Raw genomic sequence first — 22,484 nt, 5'->3', positions numbered from 1 at the left:
AAACCGACTCTAAATAAGAGTCGGTTTTATTATTTAATTGAAAGTTGTTGAGGATATAAAGTATTATTTTAATATATACTGTAAATTAGATAAGAAAAGGAGGGTATGCAATGACTATCACTATTTATGATGTAGCAAGAGAAGCTAATGTATCTATGGCTACTGTGTCACGTGTAGTTAATGGCAATCAAAACGTAAAACCAGCAACTCGCCAAAAGGTGTTGGCCGTGATCGAACGACTAGATTACCGTCCTAATGCTGTGGCAAGAGGTTTAGCAAGTAAAAAGACAAAAACCGTAGGGGTTATTATCCCGGACATATCAAATGTTTTTTATGCGGAATTAGTTCGCGGTATTGAAGATATTGCAACTATGTATCGCTATAATATTATTTTAACGAATTCCGATCAACAGGAAGAAAAAGAAGTTCAGTTATTGTCGACCCTCTTAAGTAAACAAGTAGATGGTATAGTCATGATGAGTGACTATGTTTCAGAGGAAATGTTACATGAGATGAACCGGGCAAATGCACCGGTTGTTTTAGCAGGAACAGTGGAGCATTCTAATTCGTTCCCTTCTGTGAATATTGAATATCGTGAGGCTGCTATTGATGCAGTGAATCGACTTATTCAAAACGGTCACAAGCGAATCGCCTTTATATCAGGTTCCATTTCATCTCCGATTAATCGTGATTTTAAGCTTGCGGGCTATGAGGAAGCGTTGGAAAATGCGGATATCGAAGTGGATGAGGATTTAATAGTAGGCGTCGATAATACATACGACGACGGTTTAGCGGCATGGGAACAACTTTGTAAACTGGACAATCCACCAACTGCATTTTTTGCAGGAAGTGATGAAATAGCAATCGGACTTATTCACGGAGCACAGGATAGTGGCTTAAATGTCCCTAATGATATTGAAATTATAAGCTTTGAGAATTCCAAACTTGCTCGAATGGTACGACCGCAATTAACTAGCGTAGTGCTTCCTTTATATGATATTGGAGCGGTTTCCATGAGATTGCTGACTAAGTTTATGAATAAAGAAAAGATTGAGGAACAAAATGTAGTGCTTCCTTATCGTATTGAGGAAAGAAATACAGTTAAATAACATTGTTGAGGGAGAGTCATGATACATTCATGACTCTTCTTTTTTATGGAGAGAACCATTTGCATATTAGTACATATCCATTTAATCACATAATTGCTATTTTATTAGATCCGGGAGAATGAACAAAGAATAGTCGATTTCAGCTTTATGCGGACGCTTTCCGTGGGGGAATGATAAGCCATCACCGTCGCTTACGCGTCTCATCTGTCGCACTGATCCCATTGGAGTCGCCGTATGCTGCTCCAATCAAAAGTTGTGTGGAAGTTAGATTGCCGTATGGATAAAACAAAATCAACTATTAAATTTAAATTCAATTTATATAAAAAGTAGGATCAATAGATGGCAAACTTGTCTTTCGACTGACGGTTTTCGTGGGGGGAACGATATTTGAACGACTACTCTGTAACATTTCTTAATTAAACCAACTCATCATCTCGATGGTCTATGATACAATTTCGGTGATTCAGTGAGAAAATATTTTGCTTAAACTAACAATGCTGTTTAGTTTAAAAAGCAGGTATTACTAAAGGGATGTCGAAGGTGTTAATTAAAGGAATTATTCTATTAGAGAAAGAGGTATTAAAAGTGAGAAAAACTAAAGATAAAAATGAATTATTGGAATGGGTAAAAGCAATAGGCATTGCTATCTTATTTGCCTGGGGAGTTCGAGTATTTATATTAACACCTATTGTCGTTGATGGTGCTTCTATGATGCCCACCTTTGAAGACGGTGACAAAGTAGTAGTGAATAAAATTGGTCCAAGATTGACGGAGTACAAGCGATTTGATGTGATTGTATTTGAAGCAAAAGAAGATACAAATTATATCAAGCGTATTATAGGTATTCCTGGTGACCGTATTGCTTATGAAAACGATGAACTTTTTATTAACGGTGAGAAGTACGAAGAACCCTACTTGGATGAATATAAAAAAGCTTTGCTAGGCAATGATACACTCACTCAAGACTTTACATTAGACCAAAAATTAGGTGAAATTGCTGTGCCAGAGGGACACTATTTTGTACTGGGAGATAATCGTCTTAATAGTATAGATAGTAGAGACCCTAGTGTTGGTTTTGTACCGATGGACAAATTTTTAGGGTCTGCAGAAATTGTTTTTCTTCCTTTAGATAATTTAAAGTTAATAAAATGATTCTGTTATTGTTATTCAACAAAATTGGAAAGTAGTAAAAGTAGGATAGAAATTATTGTATGGAATATTTAATGATATAAACTATTTTTGCGGAAGACCATTTGATAATAAAAGCTTATAGTAAAAAAGGATGGAATGATTATGATGGTAGTAAGTGAAAAAGAAGTTCTTATACTGAATAGCGACAGAAATTTTAAATCACTTCTTGAAATAATTGAGTCTGTACCAAGCAGAAAAAGAAGTGTTTCTATTGAGACTCTAGAAAGAGATAAGAATTTCCGTGATGTAATAATGCATCTGTATGAGTGGCATGTAATGCTTGAAAGGTGGTATAGAGAAGGGATGGATGGAGATATCCCTTTTATACCGGCACCCGGTTATAAATGGAGTACTATCAAGCTACTTAATATGCAGATTTGGAAAAACTATCAAGATGTAACATTAAATCAAGCTATAAAAAAATTTAAGTTAAGCCATGAGAGAGTAATGAATTTAATAAAGGCACATACGAATGAAGAAATCATGACAAAGAAATACTATAAGTGGACTAAGACAAGTAATTTATACAGCTATTTTGCAGCAAATACCTCCAATCATTACATATGGGCAATAAAAAAATGTGAAGTTATTGCAAATTATATTAATGACGGAGAAAAGGACAAGCTTGTGAAACAAAGTACCTAAAGTAATGGGATAAGTTCAAAATGACCATCATTTCCAGGGTTTATTTTAAACTAAGCAGTAAAATTAAGAAGGATTCTTTTCCCAAACAAAGAATATTAGTTAAGATAGTAAATCAGTCTTTTTAAAAGGGAGTGACGGAGAAGATGTTAAGTAAAATCGGTCAAATTATGTTGTATGTTAATAACCAAGATAATGCTGTGAAATTCTGGACAGAAAATTTAGGTTTTACTGTAATAGCTGAAGAGAGCAATGATCAGGGTTTTAGATGGATTGAAATTGCTCCGATAAATGGTGCAGAAACAAGTCTCATTCTGCATAATAAAGATTTTGTCTCTAAAATGTCTCCTGGATTAAATCTTGATACTCCTTCATTAATGTTTTTCACAGAGGATATCGAACAATTATACAATGACTTATTAAATAAAAAAATTACAGTCGGAGAGATAGTAAATATGCCGACTGGTAGAGTATTTAACTTTGCAGACAATGAAGAGAACTATTTTGCAGTAATGGAAAAAAAGTAATTTCCTAAATAATAGTTGATAAGTACAGGTAAGGCTACTTAATCTAGGTAGCTTTTTTATTATGTAAGGATAGATATTAACTTTAAAGAAAACATTTGTAATAGGTTTGCAAAACTTGGCACTTCATAATGAAGTAATAAATGCCTTGTTAAAAAATATTTTTGTTTTTTATTATTAATTTTAACCTTGTGATATAGTACAACAAAAATCTCATTTCGGTAGATAAGCATGCAAATCAGATATGAGCGAACACTTTCGTTCGTTTTATATTAGTGAGCAGAATACGCGCATAGTGACTCCTTTGTATAGGATAATAGTGATGTATTGGATGGGTATAAATATTAGGTTGAAGAATTCTTAAAAAGGGAAGTGTGAAACAATGAACTTAGAAACGGTAATGCAGGAGCTTGAAGCACTAGGTAAGGAAAGAACTAAAAAGATATATCTTTCTAACGGAGCACATGAACCGCTATTTGGAGTGGCTACAGGTGCAATGAAACCAATCGTAAAGAAGATAAAAATAAATCAGCATTTAGCTGAGGAACTATATGCCACTGGGAATTATGATGCGATGTACTTTGCGGGTATTATTGCAGATCCAAATGCAATGAGTGTGTCCGATTATGATCGATGGATGGATGCTGCTTATTTTTATATGCTGTCTGATTTTGTAGTAGCAGTTACTTTATCTGAGTCAGATATTGCACAGGAAGTTGCTGACAAATGGATTGCAAGCGGGGAAGAGCTAAGAATGTCTGCTGGATGGAGCTGCTATTGCTGGCTTTTAGGAAATCGAAAAGACGATGAATTTTCAGATGAGAAAATTTCCAATATGCTTGATATGGTAAAAAATACGATACATGAATCGCCAGAACGAGCGAAATCCTCTATGAATAACTTTATTTACACAGTAGGGCTTTCCTATTTACCGCTCCATAAGAAAGCATTAGAAACTGCTAAGGCTATAGGTCCTGTGGAAATAAAACGTGAGAAGAAAAAAAACAGTTTTCTTAATGCTTACGAAAATATTCAAAAAGAGATTGAAAAAGAAAGGCTTGGTTTTAAACGTAAACATGTAAGATGTTAATTTGTTAGAGGGATACTTAAAAACATCCATCTATAAAATTCTCTTTTTATAGCATGTGCGTAATTGAATAAAATTGTATTCCATTGTCTGCTTTTAATTCCTAACTAATTAGGAAATAAAAGCAGCTTTTTTGTATTCTCATTAATTTCCATTTTATATTCACTACTGGGGAATATTATCAATAGGATGGCGTCCTTTTATTCACTGTAGCTTCTAAGCTACAAGTCCGAAAGTATTATTAAGAATTGTACTAAAATATCTTACATATTCATTTTTACTTCTATAAAAAATTAGGCTTCTTCACCTTTTAAAATACCAGCTATTATTTTACATTATTTACTTTATTTTTATTCGAAAAGGATACTTTGTAAACTTATAAATACCATTTAGGTGCAACTTAAAACCCTCTAAAAAATTTCGAAAACAAGAGGTAATTAGTAATATTATTGTGTCTAAAATGGTACATATAAACCGTTCTAAAGTATTGAACATCAAAAAAATAGCATTTTAGAGTTCATAAAATGTTGACACACTATTGTGAACGTTATAATAATAAAATTGTGAATAAATGGATAGGTAACTTTTAGAAGCGTAGGAAGAGATAGCTAAAGAATCTAATAGTTTATCATGAACTCATTATTTGAAAATAACTTATCTTACATTTTATTTAGTAAGTCTTTGGGGAAAATAGTTTCTTACCCGGCAGAGTTCTTTTTCCATGTTTCACAAAAAAACATTAGGAGGTAATGTATGAAGAAGGCTAAGAAAACTATGTCAAAAATGATTGTAGTTGCAACCTCGGCTGCCTTAATTGCTAGTTATTCGGGAAGTGCCGTAAACGTTTTGGCGGCATCGAGTACTGATGCAATAAAAACGGCTGTAGAGCTCGAAGTAAAGGAAGCGAAAGAGGCAACTGTTAGTAAGTTTGACTTGTACGAAAATAGTTATTTAAACGCGTATAACGAAGTGTTTAAAGTAGCGAGAGAGGGTATTACATCCGTCACAACCAACGGCGGAAATTATTCTGGCTCTCCTGTTGAATATGCGATAGATGGAAATTTAAATACCCATTGGGAAACTGGAAAACCAAATAGTACTGCATTTACTAATGAGTTGATATTCACCTTCAAGGATTCAACTGAATTAAACAGAATAGTTTATGCTGCAAGACAGTCAAGTGCGCAAGGAAAAGGTTTCGCCCAAGAGTTTGAGGTATATAGTTCTTCTACTGACACAGGTGATGACTTTGCATTAGTATCTCCAGGAGAATATAAAGGAACAACAGGAGATATAATTGAGATCGAATTTGATTCAACAGAGTTTAAGAGAATCAAATTTGTATTCAAAAAGGCAAATCAAGATTGGGCAAGTGCTGCTGAATTTGGCTTTTATAAAGAAGACCATGTAAGAGCTAGTATGAAATCATTATTTACAGATAGCACTTTTACTAAAGTAAGTGCTGAATTTAGTAGTGTCGAGGCTTTAAATAACTTAGATAAAGAAGCGCAAAATCATCCTTTATATGAACAATATAAAGAAGATATTGAGAATGCTAGAGTTTTAATTACGGAAGAAAAAATAGAATCTACAATAGCGACCACGAAGCAATTTAAATATTATTCGGATAACGAGTATTCAAAACTATTTAGAATGGATAACGATAATATTCTTAGCATTAGAAACAATGGAGGTCACTATAGCAGTTCTGTGATTGGAAATGCTGTGGATGGTAATATAAGTACATATTGGGAAACAAATAGAGCTAACACGACTAGTTTTTCTAACGAAGTAGAAGTGACCTTTAAAGAAGCAATTACTCTAGATAGAATTATGTACGGAGCAAGACCTGACAATAAAGGCTTTGCAGAGGAATTTGATATTTATGCCTCTCAAACATCCACAGGTGATACTTATCAGCTTGTAGCAAATGGACAACATAATCTAGTTACTGGATTAGTGGAAGCTAAGTTTGAACCTACAAATTTTAAGCGAATAAAATTTGTGTTCAAAAAGTCAAATCAAAACTGGGCAACACTATCAGAATTAGCATTTTATAAAGAAGATGTTTCATCTAACAAAATGGCAAAGTTGTTTACGGATAGCAATAAAAATCAAGTAGCAGCTGAGTTTAATACGGTAGAAAAATTAAAAATCTTAGAAGATAGCATCAAGGAACATCCTTTATATGATGTCGAGTTCAAAGAAGATCTTACCAATGCCTATGTATTAATAAATCAAGAAGATGTAGAGACAACCACAGCGGTAACAAGAGCTTTTGGTTACTATGATAACGTAGCATATACAGAGCTATTTAAAATGAATAATGAGAACATAAAAAGCATTCGTAATAATGGTGGGCATTATAGCAGTGCTGTCCTCGCGAATGCTATTGATGGGAACATAAGCACATACTGGGAAACAAATAGAACGAATACAGCTAGTTTTTCAAATGAGGTAGAATTAGAATTTAATGAATTGATAACGTTAAATAGAATCGTGTATGGGGCAAGATCTGACCGTAAAGGCTTTGCAGAGAACTTCGATATCTATGCTTCTCAAACGTCTAAAGGTGATACATATCAATTAGTGTCTACCGGTAAACACAATGTAATTAGCGGCTTAGTGGAAGCCAAATTTGTGCCTACACAATTTAAACGTGTGAAATTTGTATTCAAAAAATCAAATCAAAATTGGGCAACATTGTCAGAAATAGCATTCTATAAAGAAGATCCTATAGAAGATAAAATAAACAATATTTTCACTGATGATACAATGAGTGAGCTTACATCTGAATATAATGAGGTAGCTAAAATTAATGCGTTAGAAAACGAAGCAAAGGCACATCCATTATATAGTATTTTAAAATACCGTTTAGATTTAGCCAAACAGCTACTAAAAGGTGAAATCGTTACGGATGGAAGAATCATTCAAGTAGAGCAGCATGGGAATATGATGAGTCATGCTAACCAAAATTTAAAGTTTGGTTTCGGGAATAATTATCAACCAACAGGAATTGCTGCACTGCCAGGAGATAAAGTAACTGTTTATGTAGAGGCGGATTCAGATGGGCCACTACCACAAATTGTATTCGCTCAACAGGAAGGAAGTTTTGCTAACTGGGCTAGAACAGTAAATTTACAACCGGGAAAAAATGAAATTACTGTACCCGCAGTGCCTCAGGATAGCTGGTATAAACAAGAAGTTACAAAGGGCGGGACAATCTACATTCATAATCCATATACGCCAGAACAACAACAGACTTCACCAATCATTCGTATTGAGGGTGGAGAAAGAATACCTTTTGTAACGAAAGATACAAATCCAGAGGAGTTTAAAGCTTTTTTAATCGATTATAAAAATCGTTTGGATTTGGACAAACAGAATCATCCAAATGTGGAAGATAGAAAGCTGATCGATGTGGTGGAGGTAGTGAGTGACCACCTCGTATTCACTGGGACAGCAACTGGCGCCTATCAAACTTATTCCGTGAATGGTTACAACCCTTTAGACACTGTAAAATCCTATAATAATTATATGGATGAAATTTTTAAATTTTTGGGTTAGACGGAAGTAATGAAAAGAACGATCCGAAATATATTCGTGAGAATATAAGGTTAGCACAGCCATTTGGTTATATGTATGCATATACGAATCATATAGGTGTTCAAGGTGACGTTATGGAAAGTATGTTAGTGCCAGACAGCTATGGCTGGGGAGTATCACATGAAATAGGGCACAGAATGGATGTTAACGCTCGACTTTATGGGGAAACAACAAACAATATGATTGCAATGCAAATGTCAGTATATTATGGAAAAACAGATCAACGAATTCCTTATGAAGATGATATCTATAAAACGATCTTCGATGATAATCCTAGTCCATATGAGCCACAAGGGTACTTCAAAAGACTGGGTGTATTCTGGCAATTGGAAATGTATCATAAGGATTATTGGGGAGAATTAAATAAGCTATACAGAGAAAGAGATATCTCAGCTGCTACGGAAGATGCTAAACAGCAGTATCTAGTCGAACTTTCATCTGAAGTAGTCGATCAAGATTTAAGTGAACACTTTGCTAGACATGGCTTCACAGTGAACCAGGAAACAAAAGAAAAAGTTAGTAAATATCCAAAGCCTAAGAAAGTATGGTATTTAAATAATAGTGTACTAGGATATGAGGGTGTTGGATTTTCTAAAGGTGCTTCAGTAGATGTAAACATTGTTCGTGATACTGAAAAGAAAACTAATACAATTCATTTCGTTATGGACAAAGCTAATAAAGACGACTTACTTGGATATGAAATTAGTCGAAATGGTAAAATGATTGGATTTACTTCTACAGCATCATTTGTCGATCAAAATATTAGTTCGAACGAAAATTATACGTATCAAATAGTAGCCTATGATAAGAAATTAAATACCTCAGAGCCATTAGAAATTAAGGTATTTAAACCTACGCTTTCAGTTGAAGACCATCTGACACTTAAACTAAATCAAAGCTTCGATCCAATGTCTTATGTGAAGGCATCTGACTATCAAGGCATAGATATTACAGAAGATGTTGTCGTTAAATCAAATAATGTAAATACAACCCAAAAAGGGAACTATGAGATTGTTTACGAAGTAATCAATAAAGATATTAAAGAAACGAAAACGACACAAGTGACAGTAGTAAGTGACTTCGAATACGCTTCTGATATGAATCCTGTATCTTCTAACATAGCATGGGGTGGATATAAAAAAGATAAATCACCATCTGGGGGAACAATTGGTCTTGTTAGACTGGGACTAGAGGCAACGTACGCTAAAGGCATCGGCGCACATGCTATTTCAGAAATCGTGTATAACATTGATGGTAAGGGATTTGATTTCTTTGAAAGCTATATAGGAATTGATCAAGCCATGAGAGGAAAAGGTTCATCTGCAGCATTTGAAGTATGGGTAGATGGCGAAAAGAAATATATAAGCAATAATTTCAATTCAAACACAGACAGTGAATTTATAAGAGTTCCTTTAACTGAAGCTAAAGAAATAAAACTAGTAACGACCGATGCTGGAAATAATGGATCTGACCATACAGTGTGGGCGGATGCAAAGTTTACAAAAAACTCTAGTAAACCAGTTATTACTGTTAAATCAGAAGCAACTAAGGTTGGACAGCCTATCGATATCAAAGGACAATATTCAGCTGTAGATGCGGAAGATGGGGATTTGACTGATCGAGTAGAAGTTACAGGAGTTGATAAAGTTAACTTCAATAAAACTGGTAAATATGAGATTAAATATACTGTAACAGATAATGATAATATTACGGTAACAGAAATGAGAACAATTTCAGTAGTAAACATGGAAGACTACAAGTATCTTTCAGATTTCGATTGGAAGTCCACACAAAATAGCTATACCGCTCCTAAGAAAGATAAAGCAGTAAGTGATAACATTTTAAGATTAACAAATGAGAGTGGTAGTCAAGTCTCCTATGAAAAAGGGATTGGAGCACATTCAAATTCAACAATTGTATATGATTTAACAAATAAGGAGGTAGATTACTTTACTTCATTTGTTGGGGTAGACCGTCAAATGTATGGCACTGTGGGCTCTGTTATATTCCAAGTATTTGTCGATGGTGAGAAGCGATTCGACAGTGGGCTCATGAATTCTAGAGATGCTCAAAAGTTTGTTGAAGTTAATTTAGCTGGAGCAAAAGAAATAAAATTAGTCGTAACTGACGGTGGGAATGGAAATGGATCTGACCATGCAACATGGGGTAATGCTAAATTACATTTCGCTAATAGTGAGAGAATTTATATGCAGGATTTAATGGTGATTATTGAAACTGCAAAAGCTATTAATGCAGAAGACTATACGAAAGAAAGCATGAATGCTCTAATAGCTAGCCTTGCAAAAGCAGAAGAAGTTCTAGCTAATACAAATGCTACTCAAACAGAAGTCGATGAAGCGGTAAATGCATTAGAAACAGCAAAAGCAGGTTTAGTTGAAGTAATATTAACACAAGTAATTACGATTAAAGACGATTATTTACGAGAATCTATTAAAAGTACATTAGGCTTAAAAGAGGAAATTACGCTTAATGATATGCGTAAGCTCACATCACTAACAAGTGAATCGAAAAGAGTACGTTCTCTTGAAGGTATAGAGTACGCACAAAATTTAGAGACACTAGATATTTCTGGGAATGAAATAACAGATTTTTCTCCATTAAAAGAGTTAAAAAATTTAAAAACGTTAATTGCTGACCCTCAATTTGTTGATGTGGGAGAATTAAAAGGTCCCCTAGTGGAAGTAGAAAACCTTGTTACAGGGTTCGACGGTAAAAAAGTAAGACCTGATGTAGCTGGACTTAACAAAACTATTACAAATAAAGAGATACAGTTAGATGTAAATGCATGGGAGAATAACCCAGAAAGGTTTACAATAGATCTTTCTGAGGAAGAGAAAGGACTTTATTGGTTAGGTCTTTCTTATAAAGTCGGAGAAAATACTGTAATCTTACGCTACCTAATCAACAATAAATAAAAATCATAGTTACAGAGGCAAAACTTTAGAAGCCCAGCTACCTTTTGGTAGCTGGGCTTCTTCTATTATCCTAAATATTTATAAATCCGGATCAACGACTTTCAAGTGCAAGAGCAGCTAGTCTATATCCTTGTATGATTTTTGACTTCGCAATTGATATAATGCTTTATCGAGCATTTGTTTATTCTTTTCCATAATTTCTATTTTTCTAGGTATAGGCTCGTAGAGAGGATGAGGATCCATCCAAGTTGGGATAAAGGGAACCGGTGATTCTGGACTCCATTTTTCTATCCAAGTTTTTGGTAGATCTCCTGTTGGAGATTGGATATCATTCATCTCCATCCAAAGCAAAGACCAGGCTCTTGGGACAACTCTCCAAATGTCATATCCGCCTCCACCTACAGCAATCCATCGACCATCACAATATTTATGTGCTAATTCATGAGCAAGCTTAGGTATTTCCCGATAAATATTCATCGTTCCATACAGATGGGTAAGAGGGTCAAAATAATGGGCATCTGCACCATTTTGACTTAGAATGACATCTGGCTTAAACCACTCTACAATCTCAGTAAAGCTAGTACGATATATATCTAGAAACGACTCATCCTCTGTGAAGGCATCAATAGGAAAGTTGAAAGAAGTACCATAACCTTCTGCTGTCCCTCTTTCAGTAATATTACCTGTTCCGGGGAAGAGATATCTTCCAGTTTCATGAATGGAAATAGTGCAAACATTTGGATCGTCGTAGAAGCTCCATTGTACTCCATCACCGTGGTGAGCATCCGTATCTATGTAAAGAACACGAGCATTAAATTTTTCTTGCATATACTTGATAGCAACAGAACTATCATTATACACACAAAACCCAGATGCTCTGCCTTTGAAGCCATGGTGTAACCCACCACCTAAATTTATTGCATGCGTCGATTTTCCCTCCATAACATAATCAACGGCAGTTAAGGTGCCCCCAACTAAACTAGCGCTTGCCTCATGCATATGAGGGAAAATGGGAGTGTCTTCCGTACCTATCCCATAACTCTCGTATTTAGAGGTATCACCAGTTTCGAGGCTAGCTTTTTTTACTATATCAATATAGCTAGGGTCGTGCACTAGACTCAGTTCTTCGTCAGTGGCTATGCGAGGTGCAACGATCTCTGAAGTTGATAATGCATTCATTTCCTTTAGAAGGTCTACAGTAAGTGTCAGACGTTTTTGGTTAAAGGGATGTGTATCGGAAAATTTATAACCAAGCTGATTCTCTGAAAAGATAAAGACGGCATTCTTTTTCATACAATCAATCCCGGTTGACTTGGCCATAAAACTTCAAACCCAGCATCTTTTACTGCCTGCACTAATTTAAGAGTATTCATCGTTTTAACGCGTAGTACTAAAATTTTATACTCACTATCGTTTTTATCAGGATATACCAATACACTAAGTAAATTCATTTTTTGCTCATAAAATACCTTGGATATTTCAAATAAGACGCCAGGTCGGTTGGGCACTCTTATTTCCATTTGGGATCCCGGCTGGTGGACACCAGTTAACTCTATAAATTTATAAAGAAGATCAGATTCTGTAATCATGCCGACTAACTTTCCTTGGCTTGTGATAGGCAGGCAGCCAATTCGATTGTCGTAAAAAATACATGCGGTTTCTTCCACGAAATCTAGCGGATGTCCTGTTATAGGATTCTTAGTCATAATTTTTTCTAATGGCATATTTAAAACATCCGCATCTTGTATAACTTGAAGGGAGGAGGGGGTTGCTTCCTTTAAGTCACGATCAGTTACCACCCCTAGTACTTCACGTTCCTCGTTAATAATTGGTATATGCCTAATACGTTGTTCTTTTAAAACTTTTAAAGCATCATTTATTGTATGTGATGGTGTTAAAGTAGGTACTGATGTATTCATGATTTCTTCTACAAGCATAAAACCAAACCCCTTTATAAGAAATTTAAAACATCTTTGTTAGTACATAAAACGGTTCATAAAGCGCAGCTGATCAAATTGCTGAATGGATTCATTGTCAACTCGACTTCCAATTTTGGCCATCAAGCAATTGGCAGGATGTGAGCTAATCTCTGGATCGTCAGTTGCGTAATATTCAAGCCCTCCGGCCATCATCATTTTCTCCATCATCTTTCGATACTCCCATACATTTAAACCAGTTCCCTTTAAGTCCCAATGCCAGTAATACTCAGTCGTGATCGTAATGTAATCCTCCATTGCGTCATCCATCATTGACACACGAAGTAATTCTTTTCCAACTCCGGTTCCACGAAATTTTGGAATGACTTCAATAGCACCTAATTCTATCAAATTTTCCATATTCCCTTGGGACCATCTTTCTAGTGGATCTGGATGGAGGAACGTACAGTATCCGACAATCATATTCTTATCTCTGACAATGATAATCCTGCCTTCGGGTAATTTTGCAATTTCGATAATTGCCTTATGCTGTTGTGCAGGATTACGGAACGCTATTAACTCTTCATGGAAAGTCAGATTTGCTAAATCTTCAGATGGTACCGGTCCTTCAATAACGATAGTGCCATGTTTCGTTTCTTTCTCTATCGAATTAAAAACTTTTTTGTGTTCCACATATTCACCACCTATAATTTAGTAACAGTTGCCACTATTATACATGATTTTTTATGAAGAAAGGGAATTCTATAAAACTGTAACAAAAGATTCTAAAAAGTAAAAACATTAGCATTATTTAATGAGAGTATTGTAGAATATAAGAGTGTATATTTATAGAAAGGGTGAATGGGATGAAAATCGAAGCGCTACCTGTAGTACAAGAGGAGTATCAATTAAAGGACTATGATGCTACTGCACGAGATTTCCAATGGGAAGAAGCCGAAAAGACTTTTACTTGGTATGAAACAGGGAAGGTAAATATGGCATACGAAGCGATTGATCGTCACGCAAAATCAGATAAAAAGGACAAAGTTGCCCTTTACTATCAAGATGCTGATCGTAAGGAGTCGTATACTTTCGGTGATATGAAAACTTGGACTGATAAAGCTGCAAACGTTTACAAAGAGCACTCTAACCTAGCAAAAGGAGATCGTCTTTTCATCTTTATGCCAAGATCTCCGGAGTTATATTTTGCGTTGTTAGGAGCAGTAAAAATGGGAACAATCGTTGGCCCATTGTTTGAAGCCTTTATGGAGGGGGCAGTATATGATCGTCTTCTTGATAGTGAGGCAAAGGCCATTGTAACCACACCTGACTTGCTAGGAAGAATACCATTGAATCGCCTACCAGATTTAGAAACTGTTTTCTTAGTAGGAGACAATATTAAAGAAGATGATAAGTTTATAGATTTTAATAAGGCTCTAAAAAATGCATCTGATGCTTTTGAAATCGAGTGGGTAGATAAGGAAGACGGACTAATTTTACATTATACTTCTGGCTCCACCGGGAAGCCAAAAGGAATTTTACACGTTCATTATGCGATGGTACAACAATACCAATCCATGAAATGGGTTATGGATATAAGAGATGATGATATATATTGGTGTACAGCTGACCCGGGGTGGGTTACTGGAACATCCTATGGAATTTTTGGCCCTTGGCTAGCGGGAACAACTTCACTTATTTTAGGTGGACGTTTTTCACCAGATGCTTGGTATAAAGCAATAGAAGAATATAAGATTACTGTTTGGTACAGTGCTCCAACTGCATTTCGTATGTTAATGGGGGCAGGGGATGGTATCGTGAAGAAGTATGATCTTACCTCCCTACGCCATGTATTATCGGTTGGTGAGCCACTAAACCCTGAAGTTATTAAGTGGGGCATGCAGGTGTTCAATAAGCGAATTCATGATACTTGGTGGATGACAGAAACAGGTGCTCAAATGATTTGTAACTATGGCTGCCTTCCTATTAAGCCGGGCTCTATGGGTAAACCATTACCAGGTGTAAAAGCTGCTATTATTGATAACAATGGCGTGGAAGTTCCGCCATTTACAATGGGTAACTTGGCTATCAAAAAAGGCTGGCCATCTATGATGCGTCAAGTTTGGAAAAACCAAGAAAAATTTGAATCCTACTTTATTAATGATGAGTGGTACTTCTCAGGTGACTCTGCCTATATGGATGATGATGGCTACTTTTGGTTCCAAGGTAGAGTGGATGATGTAATTATGACTTCTGGTGAGCGAGTTGGGCCATTTGAAGTGGAAAGTAAATTATTAGAGCATCCTGCTATTCTAGAAGCAGGTGTAATAGGTAAGCCAGATCCAGTGCGTGGAGAGATTATTAAAGCGTTTGTTGCTTTAAATGAAGGGTATGAGCCTTCTGATGAACTGATTGAAGAAATTCAACAATTTGTGAAGAAGGGTCTTGCTGCTCATGCGGCTCCAAGAGAAATTGAGTTTAAGGATAAGCTTCCTAAAACTAGAAGTGGTAAGATTATGCGCCGCGTCTTAAAGGCTTGGGAATTACAACTTCCGACTGGCGACTTATCTACGATGGAAGATTGATATTAAAGGTCGTAGCATTGAAAAAATGCTACGGCTTTTTTTTATGAATGATATAAATAAAATTTACATAAAAATGGCTATGTTAAAGGTCAGGATTGATTTTTTGTGGGGTGGTATAGTTTGTGAAATGTTACACTGAAATTAAGCAAGTTTAGTTGAATGGCTTAGGTTCAATATCTAATAAATATATTTATTTGGAAGGTATTTTCAGTTATGGAGTTAATTATGTTTTCCCTAGGTGGATTTTCGATACTTTATTTTGTAATTCAGGCAGCAGTTATAAAAGGAATTAACAGTTCAATAATTGGGAAATTACTTGAAAAAGAATACGGGGAAAGGGTAAATGAAAGAGTAAATGAAAGTTTAACAATTGATGATGTGCTTGAGAAATATAAAAAGAGAGATGATAAAAACAAGAGTTGATGTACATTTTTTACTAAGTGGTGCTTAGTAAAAAATGTACATCAAAATTTCAATAGCAAAATAAAAAATGGTTAGGGAATCTAAACAGTTTTTTTACATCACGACTGAATTATACGAAAACAAAACCTGTTGCTTTGTAATAAAGTTTAATCAAAAATACCCACGAACCCATATTTTACTGTAAACAAGAAGAATCCATTTTGAAAGAAAGTTTGATCAAAATAGATTCTTCTCTTGCATATTTTAAATATCGGTATTTTAAGTAAAGTTTAATCATTTTATAAATGTGCTGCTCAACAATCGCTCCCATTAGTGGAATAACCAAAATATGATCTAAGCCCTAATAAAATCAGTTGCTTCTTGTTGAACTAATGCATCCGTTTGTTTATGTATATTTAGTCACATACGGGTGTTATTTGGTTTTGAGTTCTAGAAAAGAGGTTTATTCAACAACCTCACTTTCAATGGGACCTTCTGTAAAATCCTTTTTTTTGATTTTATATCCTATATATAGAATCAAAAACCATATAGGTGCTACAACTAATGCTATTCGCATGTCCTCAATAAATCCAATTAAGACAATAACAAGCGCTAAAAATGTTAATGCTAGATAGGTTGAAATTGGATATAACGGCATTTTAAATGCTAGTTTTTCTATTTCTTTTTTTGTTTTTGATTGTCTGAATTTTAGTTGGGCAATCAGGATAATCGTCCAGCTGGTAATAACCGCAACCGTGGCAACAGCAGAAATATACAAAAACACTTTTTCAGGAACAATATAATTCAAAACTACTGCGACTAATAAAAACAATGAAGAGAACAGGATTCCACGTCTTGGACTACCATTTTTGCTAAGCTTTCCGAAATATTTCGGACCGTTATTTTGCAGTGATAAATTGTGTAACATTCTGCCAGAAGCGAATAACCCACTATTAAAAGCAGATAATGCTGCTGTTATGACAACAAAATTAATTATATGCGCAGCACCAGGAATTCCTACCTTTTCAAAAATTAAAACAAATGGGCTCCCATTTGTGCCTACCTCATTCCAGGGATATATAGCCATCATGACTCCTAATGCACCAATATAAAAAATTAATATCCTCCAGATAACATTGTTGATGGCCAACGGAATTGATTTTTGAGGATTTTTCGCTTCCCCTGCCGTAATTCCAACTAATTCTACCCCTCCAAATGAAAACATCACGAGGACCAAGGACATTACAATACCGTTGATTCCATTTGGCATGAACCCTCCATGAATCCAAAGATTGTCCAAACCGATTGGCTGTCCTCCGTTCCCGATTCCCAGGAAGATGATTCCTAGTCCAAGGAGAATCATTCCGATAATGGCTACAACTTTAATCAGTGCAAACCAGAATTCAAACTCTCCATATGCTTTTACATTAGCAAGGTTTATCAGTGTAATTACGATAAGTACAGCCAGTGCTACCAGCCACTGTGGAATATCAGGAAACCAGTAATTCACATAAACACCAGTCACCGTTATTTCTGCCATCCCAACGACAACCCACATAAACCAATAGGTCCAGCCAGTTAAGTAACCTGCAAACGCCCCTAAATATCGATGTGCATATGAACTAAATGAACCAGAAACCGGTTCGTCCACAGCCATTTCCCCAAGTGCTCTCATAATGGTAAAAATAACTAAGCCTCCGACTAAATATGAGAACAAAATGGATGGACCAGCCATTTGAATGGTTGCACTCGAACCATAGAACAATCCAACTCCAATTGCACCTCCAAGTGCAATTAACTGGATATGCCTATTATCTAAACCCCGTTGAAGTCTCTGATTTTGATTACCTTTACTCAATCATTATTCCTCCTTAAAATATTATTTCTAATATTGCAAGGATATAAAAAACAAAGTATAAAAAAAACGCCCTTTTGGATTAACCAAAAGGACGATTCAACTCGTGTTACCACCTTTAATGCATAAGCAACTCATATTGCTTACCTTTGTAAGTACAGTCATCTGACGATACTTTAGCACATGATTACGGGTGCTAAGCCGGTGTAGCCTACTAAGGAATCCTATTCAGTACACTGCTCCAAGATGAATTCACAATCGTTCAACATGCACCTCTCATCAACCGGTAACTTTCTGTCTGTTTGCATGATTGCTACTATTTCTTATCATAGCCTTTATTCTTATATCCCGAAATGTTTTAAACAAATCTTCGTTATTCAAATATTAATTATATATTATATTATAGATTAATTTAACTTTGTCAATATAAAATGTTCTGCTTCAACTCCCTCAGTTTAATACGATTTTCTTTAAATATGTTATTCAAGAATAGGGCCCTGATATAGATATTAACTACCATCAGACTGTTAGCCTGATAGGCAAGTTTATTTCTTTTATTCCTTTAAAGATACAGAAAAAGAATTTAGAGTTAGATATGCAATCAGTTGAATAAAAGAAATCCAGCCTCATATGTTGCTTAACAGATTCTGTATAATAATTTTATTCTTTGAAGGAATTCATTTATGAAATAGAGAACTATAGTGTGAATGACAATACTATAGTAGAGGTGAGTAATATGGGGTTTCAGGCTGATAAGATATTCGTAAATTTAGCAGTAAAAGATTTAAATAAGACTAAGGAATTTTTTTCTAAATTGGGGTTTGAATTCAATTCCCAGTTTACCAATGAATTTGCAGCAAGCATGATTATTAGTGATAATATATTTGCTATGTTGTTAGTTGAAGAACATTTTAAGACTTTTACGAAAAAAGAAATCGCCGATTCTACAAGAAGTAATGAAGCAATCTTGGCACTATCTGTTGATAGTAAAGAAAAAGTCGTTGCGATTGTAAACAAGGCATTAGAAGCAGGCGGGAAAATTTCAATGGAACCACAAGACCTTGAATTTATGTATGGATGGAGTTTTGAGGATATTGACGGTCATCTTTGGGAGCTTTTTTACATGGATGAAAGTGCAATAAAATAATTTATTCTAAACATTAAGTAACTCACAATAAACCGAATGAGGAAGCTAGCACATGATGTTGGCTTTTTTGTGTTACATAATGATGATTATGTGGAACAGAGTTACAGTTGATTATTAAACTGTTGGGAGCTTTACTTTAAGAAGAGGCTATTGCCTTTTTTCTTATTCAACCATAGAGGCAAGTTTGTTTAATAATAACATTCAGGTTTTTATGGTAATGTGGAGGAATTTAAGGTGGTTGATCAATGAATATTAAAAAAATTTTAGCATTTTTATTAATTGCAAGTACTCTTTTTTATGTTTCCTATCTTATGGTGTATAAACTTTCATTTTTACCAAATGGATATGATATTGAAGAAATTAAAAAAGATTATGTTTCGCTAAAATCATTCAATTTCTTAGGAGTTGAAAAACATATAATAACTCTGCCCTTTTCTGAGGATGACACTTGGAAAATTGATGAAATTGAATATGCAGTAAATAGACAAAAGGAATTTTTATGGCTGTTGTTTTCTTTTGTTACTATTTCAGGATTTTTGTTGATTTATAAGGTTCTAAATGGATTAAAATTATGGAAAGCAGTCTTAGAAAGTAATATTGTTTTTGCTGTTTTGTTACCTCTTCTTCCTGTTCTAAACTCATTGAATAGGTTATTTGACTTAATCTCCTGATTACTCAACTACCGATTGCTTTACTTTAAGAAATGTATAGCCTTTTTTCTTATTGTACTAACGGTCAGTATTGTTCAATAATCAAAGAGAAATATTTATTAAAAATAGGTGAAAAGTAGATGAATAGCCCCAGTTGATACTGTTGGGGAGATGAGTAAGAATATAAAAATAATTTAATGCAAAATTAGTGAAATGATTCTTTTTATCACGGGCAATGCTAGTATCTTACTATTTTAATCATCCCTTTGTTAATACTAGAATTTCAATACAGGATAATGCAAGATAACATGAATTTAGGAGGCATTAAATTCGAAAATCCAAAAAATAGATCATGTTGGTGTAATCGTAAATGATCTCTCTGCCACTAAAGAGTTTTTTCTCGATTTTGGACTTGAGGTGAAAGGGGAATGGGAAATGGAAGGAGAGTTGATGGGATATGCAATTAGGCTTAATAACGCTAAAGTAGCGTGTGTAGGGTTGGGAACACCAGACGGTCAGACATGGATAGAGCTAATCAAATTTTATTCACCGTCAGATGAAAAAGATATTCAGCAAACCTTTGCTAATACCCTTGGTATCCGTCATATTGCATTTACTGTTGAAGATATTGAAGCTGTTGTTGCTAAACTGAAAAAGAAGGGTACGGAAATATTTAGTGAGATACAGCGATATGAAGAAAGTTATAAATTATGCTACGTTCGTGGTCCAGAGGGAATTATTTTGGAGTTGGCTGAAGAAATCAAATAAGCAGTGTAAAAAATTGTTACTTTCTATTTTTTTAGTTTGTGAAAAAATGTACTTAAGCTAACGAGTGCTTTAGCAAAACAAGATCATCATTTTATGAGGGTCTATTTTTTATCTAATCATCCAGTGGACCTCAGAAGAAATCCATTGTGAAATATTACACTTAAACTAAAGCGATAGTTTAGTTGAAGAAGTTTTTTTCGATTGTGATAAATAATATTTGTAAATTATTGAACAAAAATTTTTATTTTGTGCTCTCATCGCTAAATCAAAAAACAATCTCTTGAAATTACCGAACTAAAGAAAATAAGGATGTACTCTGATAGGAAAGATTAGTATTAAACGTTCAGAAATTAGTGGTCTTGGTTATAATAACAATGTTTTCAAATTTATTGCGATAATTAGACCTTCTACTATATTATAAACGATTGAAATATATGTGATAATTCTTAATGATTTGGGTATTAATACTTGGAGATAATTGTTTTGACTCGTGGGTATCCATGTATTAAGATAATGATTACCAAGTATGTTTATCTGAATTAGGAGGAATCATGACATGAAAAAATTTAGCTATTTGCTATTATTGATTATTTCTGCTGTGCTAGTGTTAGCGGCATGCAGCGGCAAAGAGAACGGAAACGAAGGCGGAAATGGAAATCAAAACGAATCGGGCAATGCTGATGGGGATCTGCTAGCGAAGGTAAAAAACAGCAGTGAGCTATTGGTCGGTACTGAAGGAACATACGCACCTTTCACATTCCATGATGAGTCTGGTAAGTTGACTGGGTTTGACGTTGAGATTGTAGAAGAAATTGCTTCACGCCTTGGCGTAAAGGCAAAATTCATGGAAACACAGTGGGATGCAATGTTCCCGGGTCTAGATTCAGAACGTTTCGATATGATTGCCAACCAAGTGGGAATTAAACCAGAACGCCAAGAAAAATATGATTTCTCTGACCCATATATTTCATCATCTGCAGTATTGGTAACACAAGCAGACAACAATGACGTTAAAGCATTTGAAGATATTAAAGGCTTGAAATCTGCTCAATCCCTTACAAGCAACTACGGTGAAATAGCGAAGTCATATGGGGCTGAATTAGTTGGCATTGACGGGTTCATTCAAGCAATTGAATTGTTGAATTCAAACCGTGTAGATGTAACCATCAACGATAAATTAACTGTACTTGATTACCAAAAACAAAAACCTGAAGCAAATATCAAGATTGTAGCAGAAGCTGACGATGCTGCACAAAGTGGTTTGATGTTCCGTAAAGGAAGCGAAACACTAGTGGAAGCTGTAAACAAAGCATTGAACGAAATGATCGAAGATGGCACGTACAACGAAATTTCTGAGAAATGGTTCGGCGAAAATGTTTTGGAATGATCCTGATAAAGTGGAGCGCTATATAGATATTGCTCAATCTTCTCTCCTCCCTCTGCTGGAGGGTGCTGTTGTATATACGCTCCCATTGACGCTAATTACATTCGTTTGTGGACTTGTACTAGCAATTCTTACAGCGTTGGCTAGAATATCAACCATCAAACCGTTCCAATGGATTGCACGCATTTATGTCTCCGCCATTCGGGGAACGCCTTTATTGGTACAGTTGTTTATTCTATTTTATGGTTTGGGATCAGTTGGGGTTGTCATTGACCCGTTCCCAGCCGCTGTTATTGGGTTTTCATTGAATGTGGGGGCATACGCTTCTGAAGTGATCCGTGCGGCTATCCTATCTATCCCTAAAGGGCAGTGGGAAGCTGCACAAATGATAGGGATGACTTATTCCCAGACATTGCGCCGAGTGATTTTGCCTCAGGCTACAAGAGTATCCATCCCGCCTCTTTCGAATACATTCATCGGCCTGGTGAAAGATACTTCTTTGGCATCTGCTATTCTAGTAACCGAAATGTTTAGAAGAGCGCAAGAGATTGCGGCATTCAACTATGAGGTCCTATTACTTTATACTGAGGTTGCTATCCTGTATTGGATCATCTGTTTCTTGCTTTCGCTTGTCCAAGGTAGATTGGAAAATCGATTCGATCGCTACGTAATGAAATAAATC

At 35.2% G+C, this 22,484-nt stretch carries 18 protein-coding genes and 1 other annotated feature; of the genes, 14 read left to right on the top strand and 4 right to left on the bottom strand.

Going from position 1 to position 22,484, the window contains the following annotated elements; translation table 11 throughout:
- The first annotated feature begins 110 nt into the window (after positions 1–110).
- From ccpA to MHB55_RS13990, 7 genes are all read left to right on the top strand, one after another.
- Positions 111–1,109 carry a catabolite control protein A gene (ccpA, locus tag MHB55_RS14020; RefSeq protein WP_144535263.1) on the top strand — a complete coding sequence of 333 codons (999 nt, stop codon included), beginning with the start codon at positions 111–113 and terminating at the stop codon, positions 1,107–1,109.
- A gap of 585 nt (positions 1,110–1,694) precedes the next feature.
- Positions 1,695–2,261 carry a signal peptidase I gene (lepB, locus tag MHB55_RS14015; RefSeq protein ID WP_229654036.1) on the top strand — a complete coding sequence of 189 codons (567 nt, stop codon included), beginning with the start codon at positions 1,695–1,697 and terminating at the stop codon, positions 2,259–2,261.
- Between the two features lie 141 nt (positions 2,262–2,402).
- On the top strand, positions 2,403–2,945 hold the full coding sequence (locus MHB55_RS14010) for a ClbS/DfsB family four-helix bundle protein (RefSeq protein ID WP_340863455.1): 543 nt from the start codon (positions 2,403–2,405) through the stop codon (positions 2,943–2,945).
- Between the two features lie 143 nt (positions 2,946–3,088).
- Positions 3,089–3,469, top strand: a complete 381-nt coding sequence (locus tag MHB55_RS14005) for a VOC family protein (RefSeq protein WP_340863454.1) — start codon at positions 3,089–3,091, stop codon at positions 3,467–3,469.
- Positions 3,470–3,848: 379 nt separating this feature from the next.
- Positions 3,849–4,556, top strand: a complete 708-nt coding sequence (locus MHB55_RS14000) for a DNA alkylation repair protein (RefSeq protein WP_144535271.1) — start codon at positions 3,849–3,851, stop codon at positions 4,554–4,556.
- Positions 4,557–5,306: 750 nt separating this feature from the next.
- A complete protein-coding gene (locus tag MHB55_RS13995; protein WP_340863453.1) occupies positions 5,307–8,120 on the top strand; it encodes a discoidin domain-containing protein in 2,814 nt (937 codons plus the stop codon).
- Positions 8,108–11,095 carry an NPCBM/NEW2 domain-containing protein gene (locus MHB55_RS13990; RefSeq protein ID WP_340863979.1) on the top strand — a complete coding sequence of 996 codons (2,988 nt, stop codon included), beginning with the start codon at positions 8,108–8,110 and terminating at the stop codon, positions 11,093–11,095. Before MHB55_RS13995 ends, MHB55_RS13990 begins: the two co-directional genes overlap by 13 nt.
- A 117-nt stretch (positions 11,096–11,212) precedes the next feature.
- Here the strand turns inward: MHB55_RS13990 and MHB55_RS13985 are convergent, their stop codons facing one another.
- Genes MHB55_RS13985 through MHB55_RS13975 form a run of 3 tightly spaced genes read right to left on the bottom strand, consistent with a single transcriptional unit; the run spans position 11,213 to position 13,704 of the window.
- Entirely contained in the window at positions 11,213–12,388 is a 1,176-nt protein-coding gene (locus tag MHB55_RS13985) for an acetoin utilization protein AcuC (protein WP_225321653.1), read from the bottom strand.
- Positions 12,385–13,032, bottom strand: coding sequence for an acetoin utilization AcuB family protein (locus MHB55_RS13980; RefSeq protein WP_144535279.1), 648 nt, complete (start codon positions 13,030–13,032; stop codon positions 12,385–12,387). Before MHB55_RS13980 ends, MHB55_RS13985 begins: the two co-directional genes overlap by 4 nt.
- Positions 13,033–13,071: 39 nt before the next feature.
- Entirely contained in the window at positions 13,072–13,704 is a 633-nt protein-coding gene (locus tag MHB55_RS13975; protein ID WP_144535281.1) for a GNAT family N-acetyltransferase, read from the bottom strand.
- A gap of 173 nt (positions 13,705–13,877) precedes the next feature.
- On the opposite strand from MHB55_RS13975, the gene acsA reads away from it, so the two are divergent.
- Together acsA and MHB55_RS13965 are read left to right on the top strand one after the other, a co-directional pair.
- A complete protein-coding gene (gene acsA / locus MHB55_RS13970) occupies positions 13,878–15,596 on the top strand; it encodes an acetate--CoA ligase (RefSeq protein WP_340863452.1) in 1,719 nt (572 codons plus the stop codon).
- A 213-nt stretch (positions 15,597–15,809) separates the two neighbouring features.
- A complete protein-coding gene (locus tag MHB55_RS13965) occupies positions 15,810–16,019 on the top strand; it encodes a hypothetical protein (RefSeq protein ID WP_340863451.1) in 210 nt (69 codons plus the stop codon).
- A gap of 442 nt (positions 16,020–16,461) precedes the next feature.
- Here the strand turns inward: MHB55_RS13965 and MHB55_RS13960 are convergent, their stop codons facing one another.
- Positions 16,462–17,856 carry an amino acid permease gene (locus MHB55_RS13960; RefSeq protein WP_340863450.1) on the bottom strand — a complete coding sequence of 465 codons (1,395 nt, stop codon included), beginning with the start codon at positions 17,854–17,856 and terminating at the stop codon, positions 16,462–16,464.
- A gap of 84 nt (positions 17,857–17,940) precedes the next feature.
- Positions 17,941–18,192 (bottom strand) — a binding site (T-box leader).
- Positions 18,193–18,589: 397 nt separating this feature from the next.
- Between MHB55_RS13960 and MHB55_RS13955 the strand changes: the two genes are divergently transcribed.
- From MHB55_RS13955 to MHB55_RS13935, 5 genes are all read left to right on the top strand, one after another.
- The gene (locus MHB55_RS13955) at positions 18,590–19,000 is read left to right on the top strand and encodes a VOC family protein (RefSeq protein WP_340863978.1); all 411 of its coding nucleotides are present in this window, start codon (positions 18,590–18,592) and stop codon (positions 18,998–19,000) included.
- A 245-nt stretch (positions 19,001–19,245) separates the two neighbouring features.
- Positions 19,246–19,671, top strand: a complete 426-nt coding sequence (locus tag MHB55_RS13950) for a hypothetical protein (protein ID WP_340863449.1) — start codon at positions 19,246–19,248, stop codon at positions 19,669–19,671.
- Positions 19,672–19,986: 315 nt separating this feature from the next.
- Complete coding sequence (locus tag MHB55_RS13945) at positions 19,987–20,418, top strand: VOC family protein (RefSeq protein ID WP_340863977.1); 432 nt, start codon at positions 19,987–19,989, stop codon at positions 20,416–20,418.
- Between the two features lie 556 nt (positions 20,419–20,974).
- On the top strand, positions 20,975–21,805 hold the full coding sequence (locus MHB55_RS13940) for an amino acid ABC transporter substrate-binding protein (RefSeq protein WP_151113490.1): 831 nt from the start codon (positions 20,975–20,977) through the stop codon (positions 21,803–21,805).
- Positions 21,792–22,481 (top strand): amino acid ABC transporter permease, encoded by a 690-nt coding sequence (locus MHB55_RS13935; RefSeq protein ID WP_144535296.1) that lies wholly within the window; start codon positions 21,792–21,794, stop codon positions 22,479–22,481. Before MHB55_RS13940 ends, MHB55_RS13935 begins: the two co-directional genes overlap by 14 nt.
- Positions 22,482–22,484: the final 3 nt, after the last annotated feature.

The sequence above is a fragment of the Psychrobacillus sp. FSL K6-1267 genome (genome assembly GCF_038003265.1).
Classification (GTDB): Bacteria; Bacillota; Bacilli; order Bacillales_A; family Planococcaceae; genus Psychrobacillus; species Psychrobacillus faecigallinarum.
This window is presented reverse-complemented; position numbering and strand designations above follow the sequence as displayed.